The sequence below is a fragment of the Nonlabens sp. genome (assembly GCF_039941875.1).
In the GTDB taxonomy this organism is placed as follows: Bacteria; Bacteroidota; Bacteroidia; order Flavobacteriales; family Flavobacteriaceae; genus Nonlabens.
Map to the genome: position 1 here is coordinate 206,576 of NZ_JBDVDQ010000014.1, position 16,019 is coordinate 222,594.

General features: G+C 34.0%; 19 protein-coding genes. 7 read left to right on the plus strand and 12 right to left on the minus strand.

The window, feature by feature from the left end; genetic code table 11:
• Window positions 1-47: 47 nt before the first annotated feature.
• Window positions 48-866 (minus strand): 3-methyl-2-oxobutanoate hydroxymethyltransferase, encoded by an 819-nt coding sequence (gene panB / locus ABJF08_RS08465; RefSeq protein WP_348115706.1) that lies wholly within the window; start codon window positions 864-866, stop codon window positions 48-50.
• A gap of 60 nt (window positions 867-926) precedes the next feature.
• Here panB and ABJF08_RS08470 point away from each other — a divergent pair, with 60 nt between their 5' ends.
• From ABJF08_RS08470 to ABJF08_RS08480, 3 genes are all read left to right on the plus strand, one after another.
• Window positions 927-1,412 (plus strand): hypothetical protein, encoded by a 486-nt coding sequence (locus ABJF08_RS08470; protein ID WP_348115707.1) that lies wholly within the window; start codon window positions 927-929, stop codon window positions 1,410-1,412.
• An 18-nt stretch (window positions 1,413-1,430) separates the two neighbouring features.
• Window positions 1,431-1,664 carry a hypothetical protein gene (locus ABJF08_RS08475; RefSeq protein ID WP_348115708.1) on the plus strand — a complete coding sequence of 78 codons (234 nt, stop codon included), beginning with the start codon at window positions 1,431-1,433 and terminating at the stop codon, window positions 1,662-1,664.
• A gap of 78 nt (window positions 1,665-1,742) precedes the next feature.
• Window positions 1,743-2,033 (plus strand): hypothetical protein, encoded by a 291-nt coding sequence (locus ABJF08_RS08480; RefSeq protein ID WP_348115709.1) that lies wholly within the window; start codon window positions 1,743-1,745, stop codon window positions 2,031-2,033.
• Between the two features lie 205 nt (window positions 2,034-2,238).
• On the opposite strand, the gene ABJF08_RS08485 is transcribed toward ABJF08_RS08480, so the two are convergent.
• From ABJF08_RS08485 to ABJF08_RS08535, 11 genes are all read right to left on the minus strand, one after another.
• Window positions 2,239-3,054, minus strand: coding sequence for a prohibitin family protein (locus tag ABJF08_RS08485; RefSeq protein WP_348115710.1), 816 nt, complete (start codon window positions 3,052-3,054; stop codon window positions 2,239-2,241).
• Window positions 3,055-3,066: 12 nt separating this feature from the next.
• Complete coding sequence (locus tag ABJF08_RS08490; protein ID WP_348115711.1) at window positions 3,067-5,085, minus strand: vWA domain-containing protein; 2,019 nt, start codon at window positions 5,083-5,085, stop codon at window positions 3,067-3,069.
• Window positions 5,086-5,100: 15 nt separating this feature from the next.
• Window positions 5,101-5,847 (minus strand): 3-oxoacyl-[acyl-carrier-protein] reductase, encoded by a 747-nt coding sequence (gene fabG, locus ABJF08_RS08495; RefSeq protein ID WP_348115712.1) that lies wholly within the window; start codon window positions 5,845-5,847, stop codon window positions 5,101-5,103.
• 78 nt (window positions 5,848-5,925) lie between these two features.
• Complete coding sequence (gene sucD / locus ABJF08_RS08500; RefSeq protein WP_348115713.1) at window positions 5,926-6,798, minus strand: succinate--CoA ligase subunit alpha; 873 nt, start codon at window positions 6,796-6,798, stop codon at window positions 5,926-5,928.
• A gap of 37 nt (window positions 6,799-6,835) precedes the next feature.
• Complete coding sequence (locus ABJF08_RS08505) at window positions 6,836-7,204, minus strand: nuclear transport factor 2 family protein (RefSeq protein ID WP_348115714.1); 369 nt, start codon at window positions 7,202-7,204, stop codon at window positions 6,836-6,838.
• Entirely contained in the window at window positions 7,205-8,131 is a 927-nt protein-coding gene (locus tag ABJF08_RS08510) for an LpxD N-terminal domain-containing protein (protein ID WP_348115715.1), read from the minus strand.
• Complete coding sequence (gene efp, locus ABJF08_RS08515) at window positions 8,132-8,698, minus strand: elongation factor P (protein WP_348115716.1); 567 nt, start codon at window positions 8,696-8,698, stop codon at window positions 8,132-8,134.
• 3 nt (window positions 8,699-8,701) lie between these two features.
• The gene (gene lpxA / locus ABJF08_RS08520) at window positions 8,702-9,487 is read right to left on the minus strand and encodes an acyl-ACP--UDP-N-acetylglucosamine O-acyltransferase (RefSeq protein WP_104514926.1); all 786 of its coding nucleotides are present in this window, start codon (window positions 9,485-9,487) and stop codon (window positions 8,702-8,704) included.
• Window positions 9,487-10,887, minus strand: a complete 1,401-nt coding sequence (locus ABJF08_RS08525; RefSeq protein WP_348115718.1) for a bifunctional UDP-3-O-[3-hydroxymyristoyl] N-acetylglucosamine deacetylase/3-hydroxyacyl-ACP dehydratase — start codon at window positions 10,885-10,887, stop codon at window positions 9,487-9,489. The genes lpxA and ABJF08_RS08525 overlap by 1 nt, the downstream gene beginning before the upstream one ends.
• Before the next feature lie 8 nt (window positions 10,888-10,895).
• The gene (gene lpxD / locus ABJF08_RS08530; RefSeq protein WP_348115719.1) at window positions 10,896-11,909 is read right to left on the minus strand and encodes a UDP-3-O-(3-hydroxymyristoyl)glucosamine N-acyltransferase; all 1,014 of its coding nucleotides are present in this window, start codon (window positions 11,907-11,909) and stop codon (window positions 10,896-10,898) included.
• A 23-nt stretch (window positions 11,910-11,932) separates the two neighbouring features.
• Window positions 11,933-13,159: an HD domain-containing protein gene (locus ABJF08_RS08535; RefSeq protein WP_348115720.1), complete on the minus strand. Its 1,227-nt coding sequence runs from the start codon at window positions 13,157-13,159 to the stop codon at window positions 11,933-11,935.
• 32 nt (window positions 13,160-13,191) lie between these two features.
• Here ABJF08_RS08535 and ABJF08_RS08540 point away from each other — a divergent pair, with 32 nt between their 5' ends.
• From ABJF08_RS08540 to ABJF08_RS08555, 4 genes are all read left to right on the plus strand, one after another.
• Entirely contained in the window at window positions 13,192-14,742 is a 1,551-nt protein-coding gene (locus ABJF08_RS08540) for a bifunctional response regulator/alkaline phosphatase family protein (protein ID WP_348115721.1), read from the plus strand.
• A gap of 6 nt (window positions 14,743-14,748) precedes the next feature.
• Window positions 14,749-15,147 carry a tRNA (adenosine(37)-N6)-threonylcarbamoyltransferase complex ATPase subunit type 1 TsaE gene (tsaE, locus tag ABJF08_RS08545; RefSeq protein WP_348115722.1) on the plus strand — a complete coding sequence of 133 codons (399 nt, stop codon included), beginning with the start codon at window positions 14,749-14,751 and terminating at the stop codon, window positions 15,145-15,147.
• Between the two features lie 135 nt (window positions 15,148-15,282).
• Window positions 15,283-15,444 (plus strand): hypothetical protein, encoded by a 162-nt coding sequence (locus ABJF08_RS08550; protein WP_348115723.1) that lies wholly within the window; start codon window positions 15,283-15,285, stop codon window positions 15,442-15,444.
• Window positions 15,445-15,513: 69 nt separating this feature from the next.
• Window positions 15,514-16,005 (plus strand): hypothetical protein, encoded by a 492-nt coding sequence (locus tag ABJF08_RS08555; protein ID WP_348115724.1) that lies wholly within the window; start codon window positions 15,514-15,516, stop codon window positions 16,003-16,005.
• Window positions 16,006-16,019: the final 14 nt, after the last annotated feature.

Consider the following 16,019-nt stretch of genomic DNA (forward strand, 5'->3'; position numbering starts at 1 on the left):
TTTTAGTTATATAAATCTTCTATCTAGAAATGATAGACTTATTTTAATTAATACTGTTCCTCATCATTAGGAAAATCAACAGATTTTACATCCTTCACGTAATTTGCGACCGCACTTCCCATCTCTTCATATAGATTTAAATAACGTCTTAAAAAACGAGGATTAAACTCATGAGTCATACCGAACATATCGTGAGATACAAGAACCTGTCCATCAACACCAGCGCCTGCCCCTATACCTATAACAGGAATAGTAAGTTGGTCTGCTACCTTTTGTGCAAGTGCAGCAGGTACTTTTTCTAATACTAGAGCAAAACAACCCCATCTTTCTAACGCTAGCGCGTCTTGTACCAATTTTTCAGCTTCTTCAGTTTCTTTAGCTCTAACTGTATAGGTACCAAATTTATAAATAGATTGTGGTGTTAGACCTAAGTGTCCCATTACCGGTATACCAGCATGTAAAATACGCTTTATAGATTCCTTTACTTCACTACCACCTTCTAGTTTCACACTATGACCACCACTCTCTTTCATAATACGTATCGCACTACGTAACGCCTCTTTAGGATCACTTTGATAACTACCGAAGGGTAAATCTACTACAACCAATGCACGCTCCACAGCTCTTACCACACTACTCGCATGATAAATCATCTGGTCCAGCGTTATAGGTAACGTAGTCTCATGTCCAGCCATTACATTACTCGCACTATCTCCTACAAGAATAACATCTATACCAGCACTATCGATAATCTTTGCCATGGTATAATCATAAGCCGTTAACATCGAGATCTTCTCTTTGTTTGCTTTCATTTCTGTAAGTGATTTTACAGTCACTCTTTTATATTGCTTCTTTGCAGTAGACATAAAACTTATTTTAAGTGTAGCAAAAGTACTAATATTACAGCTCAATTAAATTGTAAGATCATGAGACATCTATTTATTATTATTTTCGTTCTCGCTTTCGCGAAAGCTAACTCTCAACAAACTGTATCACAAGACACTACACAAGTAGAAGTTAAAGAAGAAATAAAAATACCTACCGCTGTAGATGCCGTAAAAAGCTTTTTTAAACATTTTCATGCCCGCGATACTACGGCATTAAAAGAATCGATGCTTCTAGATATTCAGCTCACGTCTATGACTATTAAAGGAGAAGAACGTAAAATAAGTACTACAGAAGCCTCTCTTTTCTTAAAAAATCTAGCCGCAATACCAGACAGCATACCATTTGAAGAGCGACTTATCGAGCTTAGTTATGACAGCGATTCTCAAATAGCTACCGTTACCACAACTTATGAGTTCTATTATAATGAATTTCTATCTCACATAGGAACCAACAAATTTACCCTATACTTTATAGATGATAAATGGGTTATCGTAGGTCTTGCAGACACTCGTATTTTTGGGTAAAATCAAATTTTTATAGGAATGGATGTACATAAGCTGGCACAAAATCATATCGAAACCATAGAGATTTCAGGATTAGAACTTGAGATTATAGAAGATACTTTAGATTATTTATGTTTCACGTATTCCCATCCTGCACTAACATTAGCCGGTGCTGGACCCACTTTTATTGATAAGACAGACCTAAGATTTTTTGAATATGGATCAGGTGTTTCAAATCCTAAAGCAGATTTTATCCGAAAAATAAAAACATAAAAACTTATAAGAAATACATTACCTGAATTTGATATTCTAAAATCTTATGATCTCAACATAACTAAGGTATTCAGAAAAATGAATTTAATAGAAAAGTTAATGGACCTGAACTTAGTTTATACGATTCCAGAAATAGTTGGTAACGATATATTTAGAGTTTCAAAGCCATATAACTCAAATCTTATTGAAGAGCGATTAACAATCTTACCCTGTAAATTTTCTAACATACCTGCTGAAAAATTATCCAATCTAATAATTAGCAATACAGATAAAAAATTAATCGAATTCACAATCATAGAGTTTGAAGAAACCACAAAAACAAATCGAATAGAACAATCTACCGATTCAGATTTACTACCTTCCTGGTAAAATTATAAATTAAAAAAGCTCCCAATTCTTAATTGAACTGGGAGCTTTTTGATTTTGAAAATTAGAGGGGTAATCCAAACATAAGTACTATTTGAATCGTTTGAATTATTATAAAGTTGTTACTAAATAACCGTTCTCGACTGCGCTCGAACTGACATCAGTTTCATTTTTAAATTTTCGATGGAAATTTTGATTAATTAACAGACTACTGATTCCCTAAAATTATCGGTAAACCACCGCTTTCACTACCGCCTACAACAACTACTTTAGAATTAGGAGATTCCGCTAGTTTTAAAGTTGCCTCAATTCCTTTTTCTGTAAGAATTTTATCTGTTAATGAAGCGCTTAAGATTTTATTGGCAACCGCTTTACCTTCGGCATCAATTTTTTGTCTTTGAGCTTCTTTTGTTGCTCTAGCAAGTCTAAACTCGTACTCTAATGCTTCCTGCTCTTGTTCGAGTTTACGCTCGATGGCTGCTTTAATTTTAGCTGGTAAGGTTACATCCTTTACGAGTACTTCACTTACTATTATATATTGAGAGGCAAGTTTATTCTGTACTTCTTCTAGAATTTCGTTTTGAATCACATCACGTTTACTAGAGTACAATTGCTCTGGTGTATAACGCCCTACCACACTTCTTGCAGCAGCACTTATACCTGGTATTAAGATATCGTCTTTATAAGTACGACCCTTTTCCTGATGTAAATAAGGTAATTTTGAATACTCTGGTTTATACCATACCGTAGCATCTACCGTTACTTCTAGTCCATTTACAGATAGAACCTTCATTTGATCAGAAACAGAAAGTTGTCTTACTGGATAAATGATCATATCATTCCATGGGGCAATGATATGAAAACCTTCTCCATAAGTATTCTCTCTATCGATACCGCTATTTAAAGTTTGAAACAGTACTCCTGCCTGTCCTGATTCTATCACTACCGAACTTTTAATAATCACAATAACAAGTAATACAATACCTACTAATGCAAACACTACTGCCTTAGGTAATTTTTCCATAATTCTATTTTTTTAAACTAATCCGTTATATTTTCTTAAAAACCACTCTAGACCTAGCAATAAAAGAATAATACCTAGTAAATACTGCCAGTCTATAAGGCTGCTCTGTTTAATCGTTGCTCTCTCGATGGTTTGTAATAAAGGATCGGTATTCAATTTATTAATTAACTCATTTACCTGACCTTGATACATCACGTTAGACGTACCGACTAATTTTTTCATACCAGCATCGTTAGCATTTACCTGTTGCTTTTCTATATCATATTCTAAAATACTAAAAGAACCAGACCTAGACAGTTCGTCATTTTCTACTTTTACGGTAAACAAATAATCACCAGCATTTAAACCACTTAAATCTACTGAATATGAGTTGCCATTCAACACAAATGGTCTGGTAATACGCTCTTCAGTTTCTTTATTTTTTAAAACTATATTTAAAATCCCATTATCTTCAAATTCATAGTTTTTATCTAGATACTGAGCATTAATTACTATCGTTTTATTCTGATAATAGAAAGTCTCATAAGTAACTTCTAGCCTATTACGCTTTTTATTGCTGGCCAGGTACTGTACCTGACTACTCACAAGATCATCAAAGTTTTTAAAGTCCTTATTACTTAAAAAGCTTTGAGCTCTCCACCTCCATAAACCACTCGCAAGGGTAACTGCATGCTTAGATTCTCCATTTTCATAAGTAAACCATATAGGTTGTGTAGTCGCAATACTACCTATTTGCTTATAAAAAAGAACATCAACATTAGTGTTAAATTTTATATCACCGAATGGTACCGAAACAGGTGGATAATCTTCAAAATCGAGTTGATCTAAATTAAATGTTGCGTAAGAATCATTGAGTATAGGTTGTGCATCATCATACTCGTTATCTGTTTCTATTTGAAATGCTTTATTATTAGTATTGAGATAACTTAAATCTGGGTCTGGACCAGTAATTACCCAAGTGTTTTTATTCAATAAAGCTTTTTGTGAGTACGCTTTCGCGAAAGCGGAACCTACACCATACATCACCACCAGATTATACTCATTAAGATCATAAGGTTGAGATGTATTCTTAATAGTTACTTTACGTTGTTGGTTAGACTCAATCGCCTTTTTTAAATCACCTATATCTGGATGCATGACATCACTTAATATCAACACATTAGTCTGTTGGTCGATTACCTCTACGGCAAAGCTGCGGTAATTATTCTTAGTATTTTTCTCTCTAGACAATGGCGCAATAGTAGCCACCATAGACTGTGTACCCACTGAAGTACTCGTTAAATTAAAACTAGCAATAGCAGACCTGCGTAAGGCGTCAAAGGTAAATGACTCTTTATATAAGGTCTTATTACCTTGATTAATGGTAAAATTGCGTGTCGCATTTTCAGTACCTTGGTAAGAAATAAACACCTCTACTGGGAATTCATTATCTAGATAAGAATATCTGTTTACGTTTATATTAGTAATTTGTAGATCGGCATACTGAGTAGTATCGCCGTAAATAATAGGATATAGACTGGTCTTGTTATCTATCTTAGAATATCCATAGCTATTACCAGTAGTCTGATTACCATCGGTAAGTACTACTATGGCTTTATTTCTATTTTTAAATAATTCTTGAGGCTGGGTAATCGCTTTACCTAGATCGCTATCTCCCTTGTTAAATCCTAGGGAATCTAAGGGTTTTATATTTTCAGAGAATTGAAAAACCTGAATATCAAATTTAGATTTTACATCTTTATTTTCTAATAATAGATCGAGATCATTTTTAATCGCGTTTTTAGCTCCTAAATATTCTACAGACTTAGAATCGTCTACCATAACAATAAGTTGTGGTAATAGAGATTCATAGGTTTTTGAATCAAATCGCGGAGCTATAAAGAGTAATAAGATACAAAAAACCGTGAGAAAGCGTAATAACGCAAACCACGGTTTTTTCTTAGTATTCTTAGTATTACTTATATAACCGTATTGAAAAAGAGCTATTAAGGCAGCTACTACTGCAGCAATAATCATTAAAATTACGGTCATCAAATAATTCTTTTATTATGTTAACATTCCGCCATCCACGTTAAGTGTCTGACCTGTAACGTATGCAGATAAATCACTAGCTAGAAAAACACAAGCGTTTGCTACGTCTTCTGGAGTACCACCACGTTTAAGTGGAATAGCATCTCTCCATCCTTGAACTGTATCTTCATTAAGAGCGCCTGTCATTTCTGTTTCTATAAAACCTGGAGCGATAGAGTTACAACGTATATTACGAGATCCTAATTCTAGAGCTACAGATTTACTAAAACCTATGATACCAGCTTTACTCGCAGCATAGTTAGTCTGTCCAGCATTACCTTTAACACCTACTACACTACTCATGTTAATAATGCTACCTTTACGTTGCTTTAACATGGTACGTTGTACTGCTTTAGTCATGTTAAAAACAGACTTAAGGTTTACTTCTATAACTTTATCAAAGTCGTCTTCACTAATTCTCATTAGCAAATTATCTTTAGTAATACCAGCGTTATTAATAAGTACATCTATACTATCAAAATCTTTAGTAACGGCATCTATTAATTCTTGAGATTGTGCAAAATCTGCAGCGTTACTTTTATAAGCTTTTGCCTTTACACCAGCGGCAGTAAGTTCTTTTTCCAGTTCTAGAGCAGGACCTTCAGAGCTTGCATATGTGAAAGCTATATTTGCGCCATGTTGAGCAAATACTTGTGCAATACCCTTACCTATACCACGACTGGCGCCGGTAATGATTACGTTTTTACCTTCTAATAATTTCATAAGTAGTTGGTTTAATATAAAAAGCCAAAATAATTATTATCACATGAATGGATAATAATTATTCTGGCCTAATAAAATTTATGCTAAAACTTCAGCAACTTTTTTACCTATTTCAGCTGGAGAATCTACTACGTGGATTCCACATTCTTTCATGATCGCTTTTTTAGCTTGAGCAGTATCTTCAGAACCACCTACTATCGCACCAGCATGTCCCATAGTACGACCTGCAGGAGCTGTTTCACCAGCGATAAAACCTATAACAGGTTTTTTGTTACCAGTTTCCTTGATCCATTTTGCAGCATCAGCTTCTAGCTGTCCACCTATTTCACCTATCATAACGATAGCTTCAGTTTCTGGGTCGTTCATGAAAAGCTCTACAGCTTCTTTAGTAGTAGTACCTATAATTGGGTCACCACCTATACCTATAGCAGTAGAAATACCATAACCTTGTTTTACAACTTGGTCAGATGCTTCGTATGTAAGAGTACCTGATTTAGAAACGATACCTACTTTTCCTTTTTTGAATACAAAACCTGGCATGATACCTACTTTTGCTTCACCTGGAGTAATTACACCTGGACAGTTAGGACCTACTAAACGACAATCTTTATCTTTAATATAATCTGCAGCTTTAACCATATCTGCTACTGGAATACCTTCAGTAATTGTAATAATTACTTTTATTCCTGCATCAGCAGCTTCTTTAATAGCATCAGCTGCAAAAGCTGGTGGTACAAAGATGATAGTTACATCTGCTCCTGCTTTCTCAACAGCTTCTTGTACGGTGTTAAAAACTGGTTTTCCTAAGTGTTCCTGTCCTCCTTTACCTGGAGTAACACCACCTACTACATTCGTTCCATAGTCGATCATCTGACCTGCGTGGAATGTACCTTCACTACCAGTGAAACCTTGTACTATTATTTTAGAATCTTTGTTTACTAAAACGCTCATTTATATATATTTAAGTTGAGTTTCTATTTATATTTTATTAACTAGTATGACTAGTCTGGTATACTTCTATAATCTTATTTTCTGAAAGCCTAAAGATAGAAATAAAATAGCCTACTGGTATTTCTTCTTGAGGATTTTCTAGTGTTTTTACGAACACTGTAAATCGAGCCACTACTTCGTCCTTTTCACTTAACAAATGTGACACCTCAGATCTTGTACTTACATAAGAAGAAGATACTGCCTCTGTAAGTCTTAGATAATCTTTATAATCAAATTCTCTATACCCAGAACTGGCGTGCCAGTGCATAATGAAGTCTGGATGTATGAAATCACCAAATTCTTTGGGATCTACAAAAACATCTGAATCTAAAAAGCCTTTTACTATTTTCTTAGCTGCTGCTGACATCTATTTATTTTTGATAAAGTTAGGTAACATTCTTATAGCAGCCAGCTCTCTAAACTTTACTTTAGCATTTGAAGCTGGTGAGCCGAAAAGCACATCACCTGGTTGAACATCTTTTGAGACACCACTTTGTGCCATTATCTCACATCCTTTGCCTAATCGTATATCACTACGTATTCCTACCTGCCCCCATATTTTGACTTCATCTTCTATGACCACACAACCAGAAATACCGGTCTGACTGGCTACTAGAACATGTTTACCTAATACGGTGTCGTGACCTATGTGCACTTGATTATCTATTTTACTTCCATAACCTATGGTAGTATCACCACTTACACCTCGATCTATTGTACATAAACTACCTATTTCCACATGGCCTTCTATAACCACGCGTCCATTACTTAGTAATTTATCATAACCTTCTGGTCTACGTTTGTAATAGAAAGCATCTGCTCCTAAAACTGTTCCAGAATGTATAATAACATTGTCTCCTATAATACATCTGTCATTTACCGACACATTACTGTGTATAATGCAGTTTTTACCTACTACAACATCGTTACCTAAAAAGGCATTAGGCTGCACAATCGTTCCTTCTCCTATAATAGGTGGATTGGATTCCGCTTTCGCGAAAGCGGAAAAAGGAGCAAAATATTGTGTTAACTTATTAAAATCTCTAAACGGATCGTCAGAAATAAGTAAAGCCTTACCGTCGGGACAGTCTACTTCTTTATTAATTAATACTATGGTAGCGGCACTTTGTAATGCTTTATCATAGTATTTAGGGTGATCCACAAAAACAATATCACCAGCTGTAACCACGTGAATCTCATTCATACCTTGAACAGGAAACGAGGCGTCACCGACGTATTTACAATCGATGATTGTAGCTATTTCAGAAAGCGGATATGTTTTAGTGAACTTCACTTATTTTTTCATTCTTTCGTGATAGTTACCTTTTTCAGTATCTACTCTGATCACGTCACCTTCATTGATAAAAAGAGGCACCATAACCTCTGCTCCTGTTTCTACAGTTGCTGGTTTTGTTGCATTAGTGGCAGTATTACCTTTTACCCCAGGCTCTGTAGCTGTTACTTCTAACACTACATATTGTGGCATATCTACAGATAATGGAGAATCATCTTCTGTATTGATTTGAATCTTAACAACCTCTCCTTCTTTAAGTAAACCAGGTGCATCTAGTACAGATTCTTGAAGCTGTATTTGCTCATAAGACTCCGTATTCATGAAATGATATCCTTCTTGATCTTGGTAAAGAAATTGAAAAGCTTGTGTTTCTACACGTATATCATCAATCTTGTGTCCTGCAGAAAAAGTATTATCAATAACTTTACCTGTAGTGATAGATTTTAATTTTGTTCTTACAAATGCAGGTCCTTTTCCAGGTTTTACATGAAGAAATTCTACTATTTTAAAAATATCGTGATTATAGTGAATACATAATCCTTTTCTAATGTCGCTTGTACTTGCCATATCTTATTGTTTGCTGATGTATCCTCTCATGATACCTCGCTTTGTGTTTTTAATAAATTCTAATATTTCATCACGCTCTGGAGTGGCGCTCATCTCTGCCTCAATGATTTCTACACCTTGGGAGACGTTATAGTTTTTTTGATATAATATTCTGTAAATATCTTGAATTTCGCGTATTTTTTCAAGGTCAAATCCTCTTCTACGCAATCCTACAGAGTTAATACCTACATAACTTAAAGGTTCACGACCTGCTTTTACAAATGGTGGTACATCTTTACGTACCAAAGAACCACCTGTTACAAAGGCATGACTACCTATCTGACAGAATTGTTGCACTGCTGCCATACCTGCTAGAACAACATAGTCTCCTACAGTAATATGTCCTGCTAGAGTACTGTTGTTAGAGAATATACAATTATCACCTACGATACAATCGTGAGCAATATGGCAATATGCCATAATCCAACAATTTTTACCGATTACGGTTTTCATTCTATCTGAAGTACCTCTATTAATAGTAACACACTCTCTAATAGTAGTGTTATCTCCTATTATTGTTACTGTATCTTCATCTTCAAACTTCTTATCCTGAGGGATGGCACTAATTACTGCACCAGGAAAAATACTTACATTTTTCCCAATACGCGCACCTTCCATTATGGTTACGTTTGATCCTATCCATGTACCTTCACCTATAACTACATCGTTATGAATGGTAGTAAAAGGCTCTATGACTACATTTTTGGCGATTTTAGCGCCTGGATGTACGTATGCTAGTGGTTGATTCATTATTTAACTTTTGAAATTTGTGCCATTAACTCAGCCTCGGCACAAAGAATACCATTTGCATAAGCATAAGCTTGCATGTGACAAATACCTCTTCTAATAGGAGATATTAAATCACATTTAAATATAAGTGTATCACCAGGAGATACTTTTCTTTTAAACTTAACATTATCCATTTTCATGAAGAAAGTTAGATAGTTCTCTGGATCTGGTACGGTACTTAAAACTAAAATACCACCAGTTTGCGCCATAGCTTCTACTATAAGAACACCTGGCATGACTGGTTGCCCTGGAAAGTGTCCTACGAAGAATGGCTCATTCATCGTTACATTTTTTAAACCTACTACATGACTGTCAGATAGTTCAAAAATCTTATCGATTAATAGAAATGGTGATCTGTGTGGTAAAACCTCCATTATTCTAACAACATCCATAAGTGGCTCTTTATTGATATCCACTTGTGGCACGTTATCTTTAATATCTTTTTTAATGATTTTGGCTAACTTTTTTGCAAATTGAGTATTCACAAAGTGTCCAGGTTTAGTCGCTATGACCTTACCTCTTATTCTATAACCTGTAAGAGCAAGATCACCTATAACATCTAATAATTTATGACGTGCTGCTTCATTAGGATGATGTAACTCTAGGTTATCTAGAATCCCATTAGGCCTAATGGTAATATGATCTTTATTAAAAGCTTTTTTAAGACTCTCTGTAGTTTTTTCAGAAAGTTCTTTATCTACATAAACGATAGCATTATTAAGATCGCCGCCTTTTATAAGACCATGTTCTAAGAGCATTTCTATTTCATGAAGAAAACTAAATGTTCTAGAACTAGATATTTCATCCTTAAAATCTGAGATTTTATTTAAAGTTGCATTTTGAGTACCTAATACTTTGGTACCGAAATCAACCATAGTTGTAATCTGATAAGAATCAGCAGGCATGATCATTATCTCACTACCAGTCTCTTCATCTTTATAAGAGATGATATCTTTGATTACATATTCTTCTCTAAATTGCTCTTGCTCTATTTTACCAGCTTTTTCTAAAGCTTCAATAAAGAATTTTGAAGAACCGTCCATAATCGGTGGTTCACTACTGTCTATCTCTATTAAACAGTTGTCTATTTCTAAACCTACTAATGCCGCCAGTACATGCTCACAAGTGTTTATTTGTACACCTCTTTTATCTAGAGTAGTACCTCTTTTAGTATCTGTCACATATCCTGCAGATGCCTCTATTATCGGACTACCTTCTAAATCTACACGTTGAAATGCATAACCATGATTCTCTGGGGCTGCTTTAAAAACTAAAGTTACTTCTTTACCTGTGTGTAATCCTACACCTGATAAGGTTACTTCGTTTTTGATCGTGGTCTGCTTAAATTCTGTTACCGTCATTTATGCTATTATTTTTTTTCAAGAGTTGAAATTCTTGATTCTATTTTTCTAAAATTCTTAAATAAAACGTACGACCTGTTCCAGTCACCAAAATCAAATGCTGGTGAACCTTGCACGGTCTCTCCTTCTTTTAATCTTCTTCCTATACCGCTTTGCGCCTGTATATTCACAAAATCTTCTATAACTATGTGTCCAGCTATACCTACCTGACCACCTATTTTACAATTCTTACCTATTTTAGTAGAACCTGCTATACCGGTTTGTGCTGCTATTACTGTATTCTCTCCTACTTCAACATTATGCGCTACCTGAATTTGATTATCCAGTTTTACACCAGCTCTTATAATCGTACTTCCTAAGGTAGCTCTATCTATAGTAGTTAATGCTCCTACATCTACATTATCTTCTAAAATAACATTCCCTATTTGAGGGATTTTTGTAAAAGTACCATCTTTATTCGGAGCAAAACCAAAACCGTCTGCACCTATAACACAACCTGAATTAATAACTACATTCTTACCCATGACTGTGTCTGACATAATGTTAGCACCAGCATGTATAATAGAGTTATCACCAATAGTTACATTACTACCTATATTAACATTAGAAAATATCTTCACATTATTCCCTATTTTGACGTTCTCTCCAATGTAACTGAATGCTGCAAGATACAAGTCGTCACCATAAGTTGCTGTATCATCAATAAAACTAGGTTGTTCAACGCCTTTTTTATTCATTTTGGCCATTTGGTAAAACTCTAAAAGTTTTGAAAAGGCATTATAGGAGTCCTCTACCCTTATCAAAGAACATGATATAGGTTGCTCTACAACAAAGTCTTTATTGACTATTACTGCGCTAGCTTCTGTCTTATATAAATAAGGTGTATACTTTGCATTTGATAGAAAACTCAAACTACCAGCGGTACCTTCTTCTATTTTGGACAATTTACTGACCTCTACACTTGAATCACCTTCAATAGTTCCTTCAAGGATTTCGGCTATTTGTTTAATGTTAAATTTCATTACCGCAAAAGTACTAATTTATATCAATCTTGTAGCTTAGGATAGCAACAGTAATATTTTCTTACTTCTTTAAGTAAAGCTTTAAAGCTATCTTCTTTACCAGCCTTTATTAATTCTGTCAATTTTCCTTTTTTATTTAATATTTGAATTGGTTTCGCTTTCGCGTAAGCGAGATTAACAACAACACCAGAGAAAACAAAATACGACGCTTCATGTGCAGTAAGATTGCGATAGGACATCAAGTTTTTAAGATGTTTACCAACCTTGTTTTCTGAAATAGGTTTATTACTGAATTTAATTTTTAACAATTGTCTGTTTAAAATCATATTACAAAGTTCACTAAGAACAAAATCTTCATGATCCTTACCTAATTTCAAGGTCGTTATAATATCAGAATCATCGAGAGAAGCAAATCTGTCTAGATCATGTGTATTGTTCACAAAATCTACCTGATCTGTTTTAATAAAGTATTCTAGATTTTTAGGTAGCTCTACCGGTATATTCTTTGCTATCAACTCTTTGATACGCTTAATGACAGATTGTAATAAATGCTCAGCTCCTATTCCTGTTTTATGTAGATATACCTGCCAGTACATTAATCTACGTCCAGATAAGAAGTTCTCAACACTATAAAGCCCCTTTTCCTCTACAACTAGCTGGTCATCTACTACGTTTAACATGGTGATTAATCGCTGGCTATTTATATTCCCCTCTGCAACACCAGTATAAAAACTATCTCTTTTAAGATAGTCTAATCTGTCCATGTCTAACTGACTAGATATTAATTCTAACATGAAAGGACGATGATATTCTCCCTTAAATATTTGAATAGCAAGAGTTAAACTACCGTTAAATTCATTATTTAAATGATTCATAAAGTAAGAGGACAACTCTTCATGAGTAACGCCATTTACTATTTGATATTCTAAAGCATGAGAGAATGGTCCATGCCCTATATCATGTAATAAAATAGCTTTATAAAGAGCATCTTCCTCTTGGTCAGATATCTCAACAGACTTAGATCTAAGTACTTGTACTGCTTTTTGCATAAGATGCATACAGCCTAGTGCATGATGAAATCTAGTGTGGTGCGCACCAGGGTAAACTAGGTAACTTAACCCCATTTGTGTTATCCTGCGCAAGCGCTGAAAGTAGGGATGCTCTACTATTTTAAAGATCTCTTCTGAAGGAATCGAAATAAATCCGTAAATAGGATCGTTTAATATTTTAAGTTTGTTCTGTAGTTTCAAAGGAACAGCTATTTAAATACAAATATACTGATATGGCAGAGATCAAAATACTATGGGTAGACGATGAGGTTGATTTACTCAAACCTCATATAATCTTTTTAGAGAAAAAAGGATATACTATCGACACTAGAGTCAGTGGTACCGAGGCATTAGAAGCAATAGAAGAAAATAGATACGATTTAATCTTTCTAGATGAAAATATGCCTGGTCTTACTGGATTAGAGACTTTACATGAAATAAAAGAGAAGCAAGCGCAACTTCCCGTGATTATGATCACTAAAAGTGAAGAGGAATATATCATGGAAGAAGCAATAGGTTCTAAAATTGCAGATTATTTGATTAAACCTGTAAATCCTAATCAAATATTACTAGCGGTTAAGAAAAATTTAGATCATTCAAGACTGGTTAATGATAAAACAACCAGCGACTACCAGAGAGAATTCCGTAAAATAGCCATGGATATGTCCATGATCAACACTTATGAAGAATGGGTGCAATTGTATCAAAAGCTTATTTATTGGGAGATTGAACTAGAGGATGTTGATGATTCTGGGATGTTTGATATATTAACCGCACAAAAAAATGAAGCAAATCAACAATTCTGTAAGTTCATAGATAAGAACTATCCAGACTGGTTTGATGGTCATGAAAGCAACCCCACTTTGAGCCACGATTTATTTAAAAAGAGAGTAGCTCCACACCTTAAAGAAAAAGAACCTGTTTTACTAGTGGTAGTAGATAATCTGAGGTACGATCAGTTTAAGGTTTTTGAAAACCTTATTAACAATCATTACAAGAAATTAAAAGAAGAAGCTTACTGCTCAATCCTACCTACTGCTACACAATATGCAAGAAACGCTATTTTCTCTGGATTAATGCCAGAGGACATGAAAAAACGCCATCCAGACTTATGGCTAGATGATACAGATGATGGCGGAAAAAACATGCATGAAAATGCTTTTCTTATTGCACAACTAAAAAGGCTAGGTTTAAATATTAAGCACCAATATCATAAAATCACTAATGAAAACAATGGTCGTAAACTAGCAGATAATTTTAAATCTCAAAAAGATAATGACCTAACTGTTGTAGTTTATAATTTTGTAGACATGCTTTCTCACTCTAAAACAGAGATGGAAGTAATTAAAGAACTGGCGAGTAATGATAAAAGTTACCGCTCATTAACATTAAGCTGGTTTAAGAACTCGCCTTTATTAGATATTATACAAAGAGGACAAGAATTAGGTTTTAAACTTATACTTACTACCGACCACGGTACTATTAATGTAACGTCACCTAGTAAAGTTATAGGTGATAAGAATACCAGTTTAAATCTAAGATATAAAACAGGTCGTAGTTTATCTTATGAATCAAAAGATGTACTCGCCGCTACAGATCCGAGCTCAATTAAATTACCTAAAATAAACATGAGCAGTAGTTTCATTTTTGCTAAGGGTGATTTATTCTTTGCCTATCCTAATAACTACAATCATTATGTTAGTTATTATAGAAATACCTATCAACATGGTGGTGTATCACTAGAGGAAATGTTGATACCATTTGCTGTTTATGAACCTAGATAGAAATTAATGAAATACAAATTAGAAGAAATAGACCGTATTGCTCAAGAAATTTTAAAGCAATCTAAATCAAAGGTAATCTTATTTGAAGCACCTATGGGATCAGGTAAAACCACCTTGATTAAATCCATTTGTCGAGAATTAGGTGTAGAAGAGGAAATTACCTCTCCTACTTTTAGCATTGTTAATGAACACTCTGGATCAGACCATAAAGTATTTCACTTTGATCTATACAGAATAGAAAACACTGAACAATTGTTTGATATCGGATTTGAGGATTACTTAGAAGATAACGCATATTGCCTAATTGAATGGCCCGAATTATCGATTCCGCTTTTAAATAACTTCCAATTAATTAAAATTAATGTAGTAGATGAAAAAGTTAGATATATAAGTATTATTAACTAAAGATGAAAAATTGATATGTTAATTATTCTGATTATCGTTGAAATGCGTAATATATCGAATAACTGCATAATTATTAGTTTTACACAAGATAAGGATGGTATATTTGACCAACCAATATCTCAAAATCTATATATTATGAAAACCAAATCAATTAAATCATTAGTATTACTTGCTATTTTCAGTGTATCATTAGCAGGAGCAACTGTTCAATTCCAACCTGAAACTACTAAGGAAACAAAAAGCAAAAAAATTGAAAGATCTATGATGGCAAAATTCAAGCCGCCAGTTCACGGATAAAATTTATTTGTTATTATTTAAAAAGCTCACTACATTTACTTGCAGTGAGCTTTTTAAATTTCTCCCCCTATGACAAGTAAAAAAAAGTATTCTAGCAAAAAACCTGCATTGACCATAGGCAGTGTTATTGCTGTCACTATGGCCACATTACCATATATATTTTACTATTATGAAGCATTACCAAATTGGTTATGGGATACATCATTTTTTAAAGCTTTATCAAATTCTTTCGAGAATAATCAATTAATGGCATCTTGGATTCTATTTCAAAAATTAGTACCCTTAATATTATTACTGATATGGTTTTTCACTTGTAAACATTGGTGGTACCATACTATATTAATACCTATTAGCCTGTATATCTTTCAATTATACACCTTATTCGTTGCTACAAATAGTTTTATAGATTCTGGTGAACTTTACTTTATCGTGCCTGTAGTTATTATTTCGTTATCGTTAACATATTTGGCTCGTTTAAAAGTTTTCGATAAAATACATGGTATCGATATTAGTGAAATAGAAGAAAGTGTCAAAAAACCTAGTGATCGCTGGTTTAAATAATTAATAATTTATTC

What these genes read in the sequence shown, in the direction of transcription:
- ABJF08_RS08490 (WP_348115711.1), bottom strand. Translation starts at nt 5,085, where the DNA reads ATGACCGTAATTTTAATGATTATTGCTGCAGTAGTAGCTGCCTTAATA.
- ABJF08_RS08525 (WP_348115718.1), bottom strand. Translation starts at nt 10,887, where the DNA reads ATGACGGTAACAGAATTTAAGCAGACCACGATCAAAAACGAAGTAACC.
- ABJF08_RS08540 (WP_348115721.1), top strand. Translation starts at nt 13,192, where the DNA reads ATGGCAGAGATCAAAATACTATGGGTAGACGATGAGGTTGATTTACTC.
- fabG (WP_348115712.1), bottom strand. Translation starts at nt 5,847, where the DNA reads ATGAAATTATTAGAAGGTAAAAACGTAATCATTACCGGCGCCAGTCGT.
- lpxA (WP_104514926.1), bottom strand. Translation starts at nt 9,487, where the DNA reads ATGAATCAACCACTAGCATACGTACATCCAGGCGCTAAAATCGCCAAA.
- ABJF08_RS08485 (WP_348115710.1), bottom strand. Translation starts at nt 3,054, where the DNA reads ATGGAAAAATTACCTAAGGCAGTAGTGTTTGCATTAGTAGGTATTGTA.
- efp (WP_348115716.1), bottom strand. Translation starts at nt 8,698, where the DNA reads ATGGCAAGTACAAGCGACATTAGAAAAGGATTATGTATTCACTATAAT.
- ABJF08_RS08550 (WP_348115723.1), top strand. Translation starts at nt 15,283, where the DNA reads ATGAAAACCAAATCAATTAAATCATTAGTATTACTTGCTATTTTCAGT.
- ABJF08_RS08475 (WP_348115708.1), top strand. Translation starts at nt 1,431, where the DNA reads ATGGATGTACATAAGCTGGCACAAAATCATATCGAAACCATAGAGATT.
- ABJF08_RS08470 (WP_348115707.1), top strand. Translation starts at nt 927, where the DNA reads ATGAGACATCTATTTATTATTATTTTCGTTCTCGCTTTCGCGAAAGCT.
- lpxD (WP_348115719.1), bottom strand. Translation starts at nt 11,909, where the DNA reads ATGAAATTTAACATTAAACAAATAGCCGAAATCCTTGAAGGAACTATT.
- ABJF08_RS08480 (WP_348115709.1), top strand. Translation starts at nt 1,743, where the DNA reads ATGAATTTAATAGAAAAGTTAATGGACCTGAACTTAGTTTATACGATT.
- panB (WP_348115706.1), bottom strand. Translation starts at nt 866, where the DNA reads ATGTCTACTGCAAAGAAGCAATATAAAAGAGTGACTGTAAAATCACTT.
- tsaE (WP_348115722.1), top strand. Translation starts at nt 14,749, where the DNA reads ATGAAATACAAATTAGAAGAAATAGACCGTATTGCTCAAGAAATTTTA.
- sucD (WP_348115713.1), bottom strand. Translation starts at nt 6,798, where the DNA reads ATGAGCGTTTTAGTAAACAAAGATTCTAAAATAATAGTACAAGGTTTC.
- ABJF08_RS08555 (WP_348115724.1), top strand. Translation starts at nt 15,514, where the DNA reads ATGACAAGTAAAAAAAAGTATTCTAGCAAAAAACCTGCATTGACCATA.
- ABJF08_RS08505 (WP_348115714.1), bottom strand. Translation starts at nt 7,204, where the DNA reads ATGTCAGCAGCAGCTAAGAAAATAGTAAAAGGCTTTTTAGATTCAGAT.